Origin of the sequence: Streptomyces flavotricini (assembly GCF_020639365.1) — a bacterium.
Lineage (GTDB): Bacteria > Actinomycetota > Actinomycetes > Streptomycetales > Streptomycetaceae > Streptomyces > Streptomyces flavotricini.
In genome coordinates, this window is the sequence record NZ_JAINUL010000001.1 from 7,673,177 (window position 1) to 7,685,491 (window position 12,315).

Genomic DNA, 12,315 nt, shown 5'->3' on the forward strand with positions numbered 1-12,315 from the left:
GCTTATGCCGCAGTGGACGGGCGGCGTTCATCGGACGTTGACCCGACGCTGACACGGGGCGCGCACAGTTTTCCCATGGACAGGGAACACGTCGCCCCCGCGCGGCCGTACGGCCAGGCGGCCGCCGATCTCACACGCGTCCGGGTCGCCCACCGCGCGATCCTGGCCGACATCGAGCGCCTGGCCGGGCTGCTCGCCGCCCTCGCCGCGGCCGCCGAGCCGGCCGAGCCCGCGCGGGCCGAGGCCATCGCCGGGTACGTCCACCGCTACAACGACGTCGTACGCGGCCACCACCGCGAGGACGAGATCCTGTGGCCGGTCGTCCTGGACGCCGTTCCCGACGCCGCCGAGGCGATGGCCGGCATCGTCCGCTTCATCGCCGATCACGAGGCGCTCGACGCGCTCCGGGCCGACTGCGATGCCGTCGCGGCCCGCTTCGCCGCCGAACCCGACCGCCACGCGGGACGGTTGGCGGGGCTCCTCGCCGCCCAGCGGGACCTGCTGGCCGCGCACCTCGAAGCAGAGGAGGAGCACGTCCTCCCGGTGATCGCAGGCCAGGTGCCGGCCGCCGCCTACGCCGCGGCGCAGGCCCGCATCCGCGGGGCCGACCGGTCCGCGGACCCGGCCTGGTCCCGCGCCTGGCTGCTCAGCCACGCCACCGAGGAGGAGGCCCGCCGCCTGCTGCCCGCGGGCGCCGGGCCCCCGGCCGTCCTGGAGCCGCAGCTGCGGGCGTACGCCGCCGAGGCGTCGGCGGTGTTCGCGGGCTGACCGGCCGGGTCAGGACTGCGCCCACCGCCGGGCCAGCGAGGTGAAGGCTCGGGCGGCGGCGCTCTCGTACGCGCTCTCGCGGCGCAGCAGGACCACGGTCCGCGCGGGGAGGGCGGGGTCGAGCGGGACGGGGTGCAGTGGGGTGCCGTCGCGGGTGAGGGCGTCGGGGAGCACGGTGGCCAGCCCGGTGCGCCGGACGATCTCGGTGAGGGCGCTGATGGAGTTGGCCTCGACGGCGATCCGCGGTTCGACGCGGTGCCGGCGGAAGTACGCGTCGATGTGGGCCCGCGTGGCGAAGTCGCCGCTGAGCAACGCGAGCGGGTGGTCGCGGAGTTCGGCTACGGGCAGGGGTTCGGTGCGGCCGGCGTGCGCATGGTCGGGGCCCACGACCAGGCCGAGGGTCTCGGTGAACAGGTCGGTGGGGCCGATGCCGGGCAGGTGCGGGCCCGCGAAGGCGATGCCGAGGTCGACGGCGTCGTCCAGCAGCGCCGACTCCAGCTGATGCTGCGTCATTTCCTTGACGTTCAGGCTGATTCCGGGGTGGAGGGCGTGCATCCGGGCGGCGAGCGGACCCAGCAGGTACGTGGTGAAGGTCGGGGTCATCGCGAGGCGCAGGCTGCCGCGCGACAGGTCCGCCACGTCCAGTACGGCCCGCTCGGCGGCGGCCAGGTCCTGGATCGCGCTGCGCGCGTACGGGACGAAGGTCGCGCCCGCGTCGGTCAGGCGCACGGCGCGCCCCGTGCGGTCCAGGAGTTGAACGCCGACGGTCCGCTCCAGCTGCTTGATCTGCTGCGAGAGCGTGGGCTGCGAGATGTGCAGCTCCTCGGCGGCGCGGGTGAAGCTGCCGTGTTCGGCCACGGCCAGCAGATAGCGCAGATGGCGCAGTTCCAGGGGCATGAATCGAGTATAGATCGCAGCAATAGCAATCATGCTCAACATGTCTTGGACACTATAGATGCAGCTCATGCATGGTGGATCTCGTCAGGCCGACCCAGGCCGGCCCCACCGAAGGGAGTGACCGTGCAAGACCTCACCGAGGGCCTCGCGCACTTTCAGCAGGACGTCTTCCCGGCGAAGGCGGCGCTCTTCGCCCGTCTGGCGACCACCCACCGGCCGCAGACGCTCTTCATCGGCTGCTCCGACGCCCGCGTCGTCCCCGAGCTGATCACCCAGCGGGAGCCGGGCGAGCTCTTCGTGATCCGGACCGCCGGCAACCTCGTACCGGCCCACGAGGCCCTCGCGGAAGACGCCGGCGTCGCCGCCAGCATCGAGTACGCGGTCGCCGTCCTCGGTGTCGGCGACATCGTGGTCTGCGGGCACTCCGCCTGCGGCGCCATGACCGCACTCGCCGCCCGCCAGGACCTCGCGGAGCTGCCCGCCGTCGCCCGCTGGCTGCGCCACGCGGCCCCGGCCGCCGCGTCGCGGCACGAGCCGGCGGCCCTGATCCGCGGCAACGTCGCCGCGCAACTGGCGAACCTGGCCACACACCCCGCGGTGGCCCGCGCCCTGGCCGCCGGGACCGTCACCCTGCACGGCTGGGTCTACGACATTCCCACCGGCACGGTCGAGCGGATCGACCCGACCACCGGCCGGTCCGCCGTCCTCGCGGCCTGAAGCCCGCACCCAAGGCTGTGCACCACCCCACTTCGAAAGAGGAACTTCCCGTGATCCACGCCCAGTTCGACCCCTCCGCCCGCCAGGCCCTGGCCGTCGCCGCCGTCGACGCCAAGATCCGCAAGGACCTCTCCTGGCAGCAGATCGCCGACGCGGCCGGCCTGTCCGTCGCCTTCGTCACCGCGGCGGTGCTCGGCCAGCACCCGCTGCCGGCCGCCTCCGCCGAGGCCGTCGCCGCGCTCCTCGGCCTCGACGCCGACGCCGCACGTCTCCTGCAGACCATCCCGACCCGCGGCTCGATCCCCGGCGGCATCCCGACCGACCCGACGATCTACCGCTTCCACGAGATGCTCCAGGTGTACGGCACCACCCTCAAGGCCCTGGTCCACGAGCAGTTGGGTGACGGCATCATCAGCGCGATCAATTTCAAGCTCGACGTCAAGAAGGTCGCCGACCCGGATGGCGGGGAGCGCGCCGTCATCACCCTCGACGGCAAGTACCTCCCGACCAAACCCTTCTAGGGGCCTGGCCTTTCCGGGGGCCAAGTCTTCAGGGAGGAACGCCGATAGGTCCTGGAGGGCTCCCTGCGGGGCCTATCGGCGTTCTTCCCGCACCGCAGTTCCCCGGTCCAGAACTGCAGTGACCGCCGCCACGAGCCTCGCGCCCGCACGGTCGACGCTGCCGTTCTGCGCACTGATCTGGGCGCCTTCCAGGAGGAAGGTGATCTCCGCGGAGACGTCGTCGGGCGCGTGCGCACCCGCCCGCTCGCACATGGCCGTGAGGCGGCGCCGCTGATCGGCCTTGTGGGTCTCGATCAGCAGGCGGGCCGGATGGCCGGGATCGCCCAGCCCGGCGATGGAGTTCACGAACGGGCAGCCCCGCCGGACGATGTCCGGCAGCCCGTCGGCGACGAAACGTGCCACGCCGAGTACCTGGGCCCGGCCGTCGTCCGCATGCTCGCCTTCCAGCCGGTCGAAGGCGGTCGAGTACCCCGCCGCGACGATCCTGAGCCACTCCTCGATGAGCGCGTCCTTGGTGGCGAAGTGACGGTAGAGCGCCATCTTCGTGGTCTTCGCCCGCTCGGCGATGGCCTGGACTCCGACGGCCCTGACGCCCTCACGCAGGAACAGTTCCTCGGCCGCGTCGAGGATGCGCTCGCGCGGCGGGAGGCGGGGGACCCTCGAGTCCCGCCCCGGCCTCGGGGTGCTGCTCGTCATGGTGTGCCTCGCTTCGGTCGCGCCGGCCGGCGTCTCTCGGGCCATGTTACGTTACCGACCACCCCCAAGTGATACCGATCGGTATCGCACGGGACCGATCGGATGCAGAGGTGGAATTCCGTGGAGCTGCACGAATACACGCGGTACGACGCGGTGGGACTGGCCGGGCTCGTGGCCCGGGGGGAGGTGACCCGGGCGGAGCTCACGGACGCGGCCCGGGCCGCGATCGCGGCCGTGAATCCGCGGATCAACGCCGTCGTGGAGAGCTGGCCCGCCGAGGACGCCCCGGCCCCGGGTGGTACCCCGCTCGCCGGCGTGCCGTTCCTCATCAAGGACGTGGCCGTGTCCATGAAGGGCAAGCGCGTCGAGTTGGGCAGCCGCCTCGCCGCCGGCAACGTGGCGGGGGAGGACTCCTTCCTGATGCGGAGGTTCCGCCGGGCCGGCCTGGTGACGCTGGGCCGCACGGGCACGCCCGAATTCGCCTTCAGCACGACAACGGAGCCGGTCCTGTACGGAGCCGCCCGCAACCCCTGGGACCTCACCCGGACACCGGGCGGCTCCAGCGGCGGGTCGGCCGCGGCCGTCGCCGCCGGCGTGACTCCCCTCGCGCACGCCACCGATGCCGCGGGCTCGATCCGGGTACCGGCCGCCAGCACCGGGCTGTTCGGGCTCAAGCCCACCCGGGGCCGGGTCTCCCTGGGGCCGGAGGCCGACGAGGTCTTCAACGGCCTCGCGGTGCACGGCGGACTCAGCCGGACCGTGCGGGACAGCGCCGCCCTGCTCGATCTGATTCAGGGACCGGAGACCGGCGACCCCTACTTCGCGGAGCGGCCGCGCCGCCCCTACCTCGAAGAGGTCACCAGGGAACCCGGCCGCCTGCGCGTCGGCCTGGTGACCGCCCCCGGGAGCGGACGTGCCGTGGAGCCGGCCGTGACCGCGGCCACCCTGGCCGCCGCCCGGCTGCTGGAATCACTCGGCCACCGGGTCGACGTCACCACCGTGGACCTCGGCGTGAGCTGGGAGGAGTTCGTCCTCGCGAACGCCCGCCTGTGGTGCGCGAACCTGGTGCAGTGGATCGACGGCTTCGCCGAGGCGTTCGGCCGGCCCGTGGACGACTCCACCGTCGAGCCCGAGATGCTCGCGAGCTACGCGTGGGGACTCAAGGTGAGCGGCGCGGAGTTCGTGCGCGCCCTCGACGTGCGCAACCGGGTCGCCCGCTCGATCGGGGCCCACTTCGAGGCCCGGGACCTGCTGCTGACGCCCACGCTCCCCGAACTGCCCGTGGCCCTGAACACCTACGGACAGGGGGCGGAGAACGCCGACGGGCTGGGCTGGGTGGAGCACCTGTTCCACCGCTCGCCGTTCACCGCCGCCTTCAACGTCGCCGGCACGCCCGCCATGTCGGTGCCGCTCGGATCCGACCCGGCCACCGGCCTGCCGATCGGTGTCCAGTTCGCCGCGGGCTACGGACGCGAGGACCTGCTCTTCCGGCTCGCCGCGCAACTGGAGGAGGCCGACCCCTGGGCGGAGCGCAAGCCCGCCGTGTGGGCCGGCGACACCCGCTAGCGGGTGTCCGCGCCGAGCAGCGTCTCGGCGACCGCGGTGCGGGCGTACAGGACCGAGCGGCCCGCACGGTGCGCGCTGACCAAGCCCGCGTCGCGCAGCGCCGTCAGGTTCTGGGACACCCCGGCCGCCGACAGCCCCGTACGCCGGGCCAGTTCGGTGGTGGAGGCCGGGGCATCCAGCTCCGTCAGCAGCAGGGTCCGCGAACGGCCCAGCACCGCGGCGACGGCCTCCGCCTTCGCGGTCGGCGGCCGGGAGGCCCACAGCGATCCCACCCCGCGCGCCGGGTACGCGATCTGCGGCGGATCCGGCGGGGTCATCCGGGTCAGCAGGCCCGGCCCGAGGAAGGCCGAGGGCACCAGCAGCAGCCCCCGGCCGGCCATCTCCCGGGTCAGCGGCCGGGTACGGCGCACCAGACTCAGCACGTCCTCGTCCCAACGCACCGCGCTGTGGAGTTCGTTGATGACCTGGCCCGCCCCCTGCTCGGCCGCCTGCCGGGCCCGGTGGAAGACGTCGGCCTCCAGCACCGTGCGGATCCGCGCCCAGTACGGGGCGAGCGCCAGCTTCCAGTACGCCTCGATCTCCTGCGCCAGCCGCGGCAGTCGGGCCGCCGGGTCCGCGTACAGGGCCCGGGCGCGGGGGCCGAGCGAGTCCTGGTGGTAGCGGAGGTGGTCGAGGTTGCGGCGCACCGTTTCGGGGGGCGCCGCCACCAGCTCGGCCAGCTCCGTCGCCAGTACGGGGGCCGGTCCGGCGGGCGCGGGGTTCAGGAAATGCGGCACGTACTTCGATGACGGGATCAGCTCGCAGAGCCAGCCCCGGTCCAGCCCGGCAGCCGCCAGCCTGGGCCGCACCTGCGCGGCCCACGGCCGGTACACGGGCGACACGGCGCCGTCGTTCAGCAGCCGCCGGAAACTGGTCACCACCTCCCAGAGCGGCGAGACGGCGAACCGCATCTGCGCCAGATCACCCGCCGAGAACGCCAACTCCGCCAGCAGGACCACCCCTTGGACTCACCCGGACGGACGTGGATTCAGCCATGCCTGAATCAATGGCCCCGACCCTACCGCGCACAGATCATTCCGGCATGACCTCCATGACCTCCATGACCTCCATGACCTCCATGACCTCCATGACCTCCACGACCTCCATGGCCCCCACGACCTCTCAGGCCGTCACCGCGGCGGCCTCCGGCACCTGGCGGCTCGGCGACCTCGAAGTCAACCGCCTCGGCTTCGGCGCGATGCGCCTGACCCAGGACGGCCCGGCGTTCGCCCCCGGCGCCGCCCCCAGCGACCGCGGCCGGGCGATCGGCGTGCTGCGCCGCGCCGTCGAGCTCGGCGTGAACCACATCGACACCGCAGCCTTCTACTTCTCCCCGCTGCGCTCCGCGAACGAGCTGATCAACGCGGCCCTGGCCCCGTACCCGGACGACCTCGTCATCACCACCAAGGTCGGCCCCGGCCGGGCCCTGTCGGGGGAGTTCCTGCCGCACGCCACCCCCGAGCAGTTGCGCGGCCAGGTCGAGGAGAACCTGCGCCAGCTCGGCCGCGACCACCTCGACGTGGTGAACCTGCGGATCGTCGGCACCGATTCGATCGCCGAGCGCTTCGGCGCCCTGGCCGAGCTGCGCCGGGAGGGGCTCATCCGCCACCTCGGCCTGTCCAACGTACGGCCCGGGCACCTCGCCGAGGCCCAGGCCATCGCGCCGGTGGTCTGCGTACAGAACCTGTACGGGCTCGGCGCCACTCCCGAGCAGGAGGCGTTCCTGCGCACCTGCGGGGAGCAGGGGGTCGCGTACGTGCCGTTCTACTCGATCGCCGGCACGGGACGCGAAGCGGGCGCGAGCGGCGCCGAGCACCCGCAGGTGCTCGCCGTGGCCCGCGCCCACGGGGTGGGCGCCGCCGAGATCCGGCTGGCGTGGACCCTGCACCGGGGACCGCACGTCCTGGCCATCCCCGGGACCGGGAACCCGGACCACCTCGCCGCCAACGTGGCCGCGGGCGCCCTGCGCCTCTCCGCCGAGGACCTCGCCGCCCTGGACTCCGTCAGCGGGACGGACTGAGGGCCGGGCGCAGGGTCAGCGGGGCCCGGCCGGACCCTGCCCGAGGACGGTGTTGCCGGTGACCGCGCCGTCGGCGCCCGCCAGTGTCACGGCGTGCCGGACCCCGTCCGTACCGAGGACGACGGCCAGCCATGCGCTGCCGCCGCCTTGCTGGGCCACGGCCCGCAGCGATTCGACCTTGCCGCCCTCGACGGCGGCCGTGGCCTTCTCCACCGCCTGGGCCGCCGCCAGTGCGGGCAGCGGAACCGGGGCGCCCTTGGCGGAGCCGCCCACCCGACCGCCGCCCGGACCGCGGCCCATCGCTCCCTTGCCGCCCGGGAGGTCACGGTCGCCGTCGACGACCTCGGGCTCGCCGCCCCGGTGCGGCAGCGGGCCCGCCCAGCCCTCCGCCCGCTCCTCCCCGGGGCCGTGTGCGCGGGCCTTGGCGGCGAAGCCGCCCCGCATGTGGTCGCCGTGGCCGTGCTCGGCCGCCGCCACCGCGGCCAACCCGCCACCGATCACGACGACCGCCCCGAGGGCCACCCATCTCGTGCGCCCCTCACGGGTCAGCCGGACCAGCCGGCCGCGGCGGCCCGCCGCCGCACCGGTCGGTCCGGCCGCGGTCGTGGCCCCGTCCACGGTCTTTGCCCCGTCCGGGTCCACGGGCGGTTCGGCGGGCTGGGGACTGGACTGAGTCATCGACATGCTCCTCGCGTTCTGCGGGCACGCTGCCCGGCAGGGCAGATCGTGCGCGCCGGATGCTGAAGCTCCGCTGAAGCCGGCTGAAGACCTCTTCAGCAAGCGGCCGGGGCGACCTGAGAACCTGTCCCCATGCGCGTACTGGTGGTCGAGGACGAACGGCGGCTCGCCGCTGCCCTCCAGCGGGGTCTGCAGGCCGAGGGCTTCACGGTGGACGTCGCCCACGACGGGCCGCAGGGCCTGTGGCTGGCCGGCGAGCACGACTACGACGCCATCGTGCTCGACATCATGCTGCCCGGACTCAACGGCTACCGGGTCTGCGCCCGGCTGCGCGCGAGCGGCTGCGAGTCGGGGATCTTGATGCTGACCGCGAAGGACGGCGAGTACGACGAGGCCGAGGCCCTCGACACCGGCGCGGACGACTTCCTCTCCAAGCCGTTCTCCTACGTGGTCCTCGTCGCCCGGCTGCGCGCCCTCATCCGGCGCACGGGGCGCCGCAGCCCGCAGGTCATGGAGTTCGGGGACCTGGTGATCGACCCGGCCGGGCAGCGGTGCACGCGGGCCGGGACCGAGGCCCGGCTGACCTCGCGCGAGTTCGCGGTCCTCGTGCACCTGGCCCGGCGGGCCGGGGAGGTCGTCCCCAAACGGGAGATCCTGGAGCACGTCTGGGACGCGGCCTACGAGGGCGACCTCAACGTCGTCGAGGTCCATGTCAGCGCCCTGCGCCGGAAGATCGACGCACCCTTCGGCCGGGCCGCCGTGGAGACCGTCCGCGGGGCGGGTTACCGGTTGGCGGCCGACGGTGGCTGACCGGAGGACCGGCAGCGCCGCCGCCCGCTTCCCGGCCCGCTTCCCCGGCCGCCCGCCGCTGCGGGTCCCCGGCCGGATCCGCGACCTCGCGCGCAGCCCGCGCCCGAAGTCCGTACGCGATCTGCTGCGCCGTCTGCGTCCCGGCTCCGTCCGCGCCCGGGCCACGCTCGGTGCCTCCCTGGTGGTGGCCCTGGCCCTCGGGGCCGCGTCCTTCGCCCTGGTCGGGATCCTGGACGGCAACCTGATGCGGGACGCCCAGGCCGCGGCCGAACGCCAGGCCCTGTCCACGGCCGGGCTGGTGGCCGCGGGCCGGTTCGACACCGTGGTGACCCCCGGGCGGGGCACCGACTTCGTCCAGGTCGTCGACGCCCAGGGCCGGGTCCTGGCCGCGAGCCCGAACCTGGCCGGCCGCCCCGCCCTTTCCCCGGCCCGTCCGGGCAGGCCCGGCACGGTCCGCGACACCTGGAAGGAGGGTCCGGCGCGGGGCGACCGCCGCCACCGCGTCGTCCAGGTCACCACCGTCACCGCGGACGGGCTGGTCACCGTGTTCGCGGGGACCTCCCTGCGGGAGGCCGACACCGCCGACGACGTCATCACCGGAGTGCTCGCCGTCGTGGTTCCGCTGCTGGTGCTCACCGTGGCCCTGGTCACCTGGCGGGTGACCGGCTGGGCGCTGCGGCCCGTCGAGGCGATCCGCGCCGAGGTCGCCGCGATCAGCGACCGCGATCTGCACCGGCGGGTCCCGGTGCCGCGCAGCCGGGACGAGATCGCCCGGCTCGCCGTCACCATGAACGCCACCCTCGACCGGCTGGAGGCGGCCGGGATCCGCCAGCGCCGGTTCATCGCCGACGCCTCGCACGAGCTCCGCAGCCCGATCACCGTGCTCCGCACCCAGCTGGAGGTCGCCCAGGCCCACCCCGACCCGGAGCTGTGGGGCGAGCTGGTCAGCGGGGCCCTGGAGGACACCGTACGACTGCAGGACCTCGCCGCCGACCTGCTCCTGCTGGCCCGCCTGGACACCGGGGAGCCGCCGCCGGCCGCCGCGGTGGACCTGGCGGACGTGGCCCGGGAGGCGGCCCGTTCGCGGCGCCGGGACCGGATCCCCGTCGACATGGAGATCGCTCCCGAGGCCGTCGTGCGCGGCAGCACGCTGTGGCTCTCCCGGCTGGTCACCAACCTGCTGGACAACGCCCAGCGCCACGCCGACCGGCGGGTCCGGCTCGTCCTGCGGGTGGACGGGTTCCGGCGCACCGCCGTGCTGGAGGTGCGTGACGACGGGCCGGGCATCGCGGCGGCCGACCGGGAGCGGGTCTTCGAGCGGTTCACGCGCCTCGACGACGCCCGCAGCCGCGACGAGGGAGGCTCGGGCCTGGGCCTGGCCATAGCCCGCGACATCGCCACCCGCCTGGGGGGATCGCTTGCCGTCGAGGACGCGCCGGCCGGCGCCCGCCTGGTGGCCCGGCTACCGCTGGGACCTGACGCACGAGGGGCGGACACCGGCTTCTGATTGTTCCCCGTTCTGCTTTTTTCGCGCCTGTCCAACTCTGTTCACTCCATGCTTGCTTCGGCTCCTGAAGGGGGGCGTGGCAACGCCATGAGCCGGATCCCGGACAGACACCGAGCAGGCGCGAAAGCAGCCAGAGGACGGCGCGATGAAGAACAACCGGATGATCGTCACCGTGGTGGCGCTCTTAGCGATCTTCGCTTTCAGTGTGGTCATGGTGGTGGCGGGGCAGCCCGTCGCGGCCGTCACCGCCCTGATCCCGTCGGTCGCACTGGCCGTGCAGCAGATCGTGCAGGCGGGCACCGGGGTGGCCGAGAGCCGTCGCGAGCGGGCCGCCGCACAGGTGCCCGACCGGGACGAGGAGGTGCGGGGATGAACCTCCACTCGGCACCCCAGGACCTTCCCCAGGGGCGGCGCGGCAAGCCCGGCCGGCCGCTGGGTCCCATCGCCGAAGGCACCGGACCGGCGCACCGCGCCTGGCTGGAGCCGCTGCGCGATGCCATCCACGGCAGCGGAGTGACCCTGGACGAGCTCCAGGCGCGCACCGGCCGGGACAAGGGGCACATCTCCGAACTGCTGCGGGCCGTCGGACGCTACCCCCGCTGGGTGTTCGTCCGTACGGTGCTCCTCGCGCTGGAGCGGCCCGGCCCGCGGTACGACACGATGCGGCTGCGCTGGGTGATCGCGGCCCAGGACATCGGCAAGCGCACCTCGTGGATCAAGGACTGCCTCCACGAGGGCGGCGCCCGCCACCGCACCGCGACCGCCTCGGCCCCGCTGGACTTCCGGGCCTTCCAGCAGATGCACCGGCCGCAGTACGCCGGCTACGCCTCGGCGTTCCTGCGCCGGACCGGCCTGGTCGAGAAGGCGGTCGACGACGTCTTCACGCTCCTGCTGATGCTGTGGCACGACGCGCTCGCCAGCGAGAACCCCGAGCGGTTCGCGTGGCCGATGCTGCGCCGGACGGTGCTCGAACGCGCCCCGAAGGAGAACGGCCGTCCCTCCCTCGTCGCGGCCGCCTTCGACACGGTCGCCCTGGACCTCGCCCCCGACCCGATCGGACAGGTGGAGGAGTCGATGGCCCTGTTCCGGGCCGTCGGTGAGCTCGCGCCGATGCAGCGCGACGTCATCGTCCTGCTGTACCTGTGCGGGCTCGACGAGGCCCGGGCAGCGGACGAACTGGGCGTCTCCGCGGCCTCCGTACGGTCCACCGCACGGCACGCCAAACGCAACCTGCATGCCGCCCTTTACCCGGACACCACCACCGAGGAGGAGGTCTCCGGTGACCTCGACCATTGACCAACTCCTGGCCCGCGCCCGCCTCCACGCCGCCTCGGACGCACCCGCCGACATCGCGGACGCCGGCGGCGCGCCGCACCACCGGGCGGGCGCACGGTCGCCCGCCGCGGCGGGCGAACCGCAGAAGGACATGCGGGGAGCCGCCCGCGACCTCCAGGCCCTGTGCGAGACGGCCGTCACGGGCACCGCCGTCGAAGCTCTCGGAGAGTTCCTCACGCACAAACTGCCCCAGCCCTCCGGGGCCCGTGTCCTGGGCTGCATCCTGCTGCTCACCGACGCCGAGGACTCCGCCCGCTTCTGGTGGCAGTACGCCGCCGGCGCCGGGGACTCGATCGCCTCGTACTGCCTGTACCTCCACCACCTCGCGCTCGGCGAGAACCACGAGGCCGTCTGGTGGCGCCGTCAGACGCCGCCGCCGGCGACCGCCGAGGCGGCGGGCCCACCGGACGCGGCCACGGTCGTCTTCGACGGCGCGGAGCGCGACCTCGCCGCCGATGCGAGCCTGCCCACGACCCTGCGCGTCCTACGGGCGCTGCGCCCCGGCGGCGCCGGGGCCCGGCGCGGCACCGGCACCGGCACCGGCACCGTCAAGGCCGTCATGGAGTACGTCTCGGCCGCCGTCAGCTACGTCGACGACGACCTCGAACTCCCGCTTCCCGACCCGGACTTCACGGACCGCATCCGCGACCTGACGGCTGCGCCCACCCGCCCCCCGAAGCCGGGCCACCGCACTCCGCCCGCCCTCCCGGCCCGGCTCCGGACCACCTGACCGGGCGCGGCCGACGCGGCGGCGCAGGAGA

14 protein-coding genes are annotated in these 12,315 nt (G+C 74.1%); 10 read left to right on the forward strand and 4 right to left on the reverse strand.

Annotated elements, in window-relative coordinates:
- Nucleotides 1–75: 75 nt before the first annotated feature.
- Nucleotides 76–768, forward strand: coding sequence for a hemerythrin domain-containing protein (locus K7B10_RS35085; protein ID WP_229342907.1), 693 nt, complete (start codon nucleotides 76–78; stop codon nucleotides 766–768).
- Between the two features lie 9 nt (nucleotides 769–777).
- Here the strand turns inward: K7B10_RS35085 and cynR are convergent, their stop codons facing one another.
- Nucleotides 778–1,665, reverse strand: coding sequence for a transcriptional regulator CynR (gene cynR, locus K7B10_RS35090; protein ID WP_229342909.1), 888 nt, complete (start codon nucleotides 1,663–1,665; stop codon nucleotides 778–780).
- Between the two features lie 123 nt (nucleotides 1,666–1,788).
- On the opposite strand from cynR, the gene K7B10_RS35095 reads away from it, so the two are divergent.
- Together K7B10_RS35095 and cynS are read left to right on the forward strand one after the other, a co-directional pair.
- The gene (locus tag K7B10_RS35095) at nucleotides 1,789–2,382 is read left to right on the forward strand and encodes a carbonic anhydrase (RefSeq protein ID WP_229342911.1); all 594 of its coding nucleotides are present in this window, start codon (nucleotides 1,789–1,791) and stop codon (nucleotides 2,380–2,382) included.
- 50 nt (nucleotides 2,383–2,432) lie between these two features.
- Entirely contained in the window at nucleotides 2,433–2,903 is a 471-nt protein-coding gene (gene cynS, locus K7B10_RS35100) for a cyanase (protein ID WP_229342913.1), read from the forward strand.
- A 72-nt stretch (nucleotides 2,904–2,975) separates the two neighbouring features.
- On the opposite strand, the gene K7B10_RS35105 is transcribed toward cynS, so the two are convergent.
- Nucleotides 2,976–3,599: a TetR/AcrR family transcriptional regulator gene (locus tag K7B10_RS35105; protein ID WP_229342915.1), complete on the reverse strand. Its 624-nt coding sequence runs from the start codon at nucleotides 3,597–3,599 to the stop codon at nucleotides 2,976–2,978.
- A gap of 120 nt (nucleotides 3,600–3,719) precedes the next feature.
- On the opposite strand from K7B10_RS35105, the gene K7B10_RS35110 reads away from it, so the two are divergent.
- A complete protein-coding gene (locus K7B10_RS35110) occupies nucleotides 3,720–5,165 on the forward strand; it encodes an amidase (protein ID WP_229342917.1) in 1,446 nt (481 codons plus the stop codon).
- Here K7B10_RS35110 and K7B10_RS35115 read toward each other — a convergent pair.
- Nucleotides 5,162–6,115 carry an ArsR/SmtB family transcription factor gene (locus K7B10_RS35115; protein ID WP_372481574.1) on the reverse strand — a complete coding sequence of 318 codons (954 nt, stop codon included), beginning with the start codon at nucleotides 6,113–6,115 and terminating at the stop codon, nucleotides 5,162–5,164. The genes K7B10_RS35110 and K7B10_RS35115 overlap by 4 nt on opposite strands.
- Nucleotides 6,116–6,309: 194 nt before the next feature.
- Between K7B10_RS35115 and K7B10_RS35120 the strand changes: the two genes are divergently transcribed.
- A complete protein-coding gene (locus K7B10_RS35120; protein ID WP_372481575.1) occupies nucleotides 6,310–7,224 on the forward strand; it encodes an aldo/keto reductase in 915 nt (304 codons plus the stop codon).
- Between the two features lie 15 nt (nucleotides 7,225–7,239).
- Here the strand turns inward: K7B10_RS35120 and K7B10_RS35125 are convergent, their stop codons facing one another.
- On the reverse strand, nucleotides 7,240–7,902 hold the full coding sequence (locus K7B10_RS35125) for a hypothetical protein (protein ID WP_229342919.1): 663 nt from the start codon (nucleotides 7,900–7,902) through the stop codon (nucleotides 7,240–7,242).
- A 132-nt stretch (nucleotides 7,903–8,034) separates the two neighbouring features.
- Between K7B10_RS35125 and K7B10_RS35130 the strand changes: the two genes are divergently transcribed.
- The 5 genes from K7B10_RS35130 to K7B10_RS35150 all read left to right on the forward strand — a co-directional run bounded on the left by K7B10_RS35130 (nucleotide 8,035) and on the right by K7B10_RS35150 (nucleotide 12,284).
- Nucleotides 8,035–8,712, forward strand: coding sequence for a response regulator transcription factor (locus K7B10_RS35130; protein WP_229342921.1), 678 nt, complete (start codon nucleotides 8,035–8,037; stop codon nucleotides 8,710–8,712).
- Between the two features lie 133 nt (nucleotides 8,713–8,845).
- Nucleotides 8,846–10,219, forward strand: a complete 1,374-nt coding sequence (locus K7B10_RS35135; protein WP_443735382.1) for a sensor histidine kinase — start codon at nucleotides 8,846–8,848, stop codon at nucleotides 10,217–10,219.
- Nucleotides 10,220–10,364: 145 nt separating this feature from the next.
- Nucleotides 10,365–10,592, forward strand: a complete 228-nt coding sequence (locus K7B10_RS35140) for a hypothetical protein (RefSeq protein ID WP_229342923.1) — start codon at nucleotides 10,365–10,367, stop codon at nucleotides 10,590–10,592.
- Entirely contained in the window at nucleotides 10,589–11,515 is a 927-nt protein-coding gene (locus K7B10_RS35145) for a sigma-70 family RNA polymerase sigma factor (protein WP_229342924.1), read from the forward strand. Before K7B10_RS35140 ends, K7B10_RS35145 begins: the two co-directional genes overlap by 4 nt.
- On the forward strand, nucleotides 11,499–12,284 hold the full coding sequence (locus tag K7B10_RS35150; RefSeq protein WP_229342926.1) for a hypothetical protein: 786 nt from the start codon (nucleotides 11,499–11,501) through the stop codon (nucleotides 12,282–12,284). The genes K7B10_RS35145 and K7B10_RS35150 overlap by 17 nt, the downstream gene beginning before the upstream one ends.
- Nucleotides 12,285–12,315 lie beyond the last annotated feature (31 nt).

Excerpts from the sequence above, each read along its gene's own strand:
- K7B10_RS35085 (WP_229342907.1), top strand. The coding sequence starts at position 76 with ATGGACAGGGAACACGTCGCCCCCGCGCGGCCGTACGGCCAGGCGGCC.
- K7B10_RS35140 (WP_229342923.1), top strand. The coding sequence starts at position 10,365 with ATGAAGAACAACCGGATGATCGTCACCGTGGTGGCGCTCTTAGCGATC.
- K7B10_RS35120 (WP_372481575.1), top strand. The coding sequence starts at position 6,310 with ATGGCCCCCACGACCTCTCAGGCCGTCACCGCGGCGGCCTCCGGCACC.
- K7B10_RS35105 (WP_229342915.1), bottom strand. The coding sequence starts at position 3,599 with ATGACGAGCAGCACCCCGAGGCCGGGGCGGGACTCGAGGGTCCCCCGC.
- K7B10_RS35125 (WP_229342919.1), bottom strand. The coding sequence starts at position 7,902 with ATGACTCAGTCCAGTCCCCAGCCCGCCGAACCGCCCGTGGACCCGGAC.
- K7B10_RS35115 (WP_372481574.1), bottom strand. The coding sequence starts at position 6,115 with ATGCGGTTCGCCGTCTCGCCGCTCTGGGAGGTGGTGACCAGTTTCCGG.
- cynR (WP_229342909.1), bottom strand. The coding sequence starts at position 1,665 with ATGCCCCTGGAACTGCGCCATCTGCGCTATCTGCTGGCCGTGGCCGAA.
- K7B10_RS35145 (WP_229342924.1), top strand. The coding sequence starts at position 10,589 with ATGAACCTCCACTCGGCACCCCAGGACCTTCCCCAGGGGCGGCGCGGC.
- K7B10_RS35130 (WP_229342921.1), top strand. The coding sequence starts at position 8,035 with ATGCGCGTACTGGTGGTCGAGGACGAACGGCGGCTCGCCGCTGCCCTC.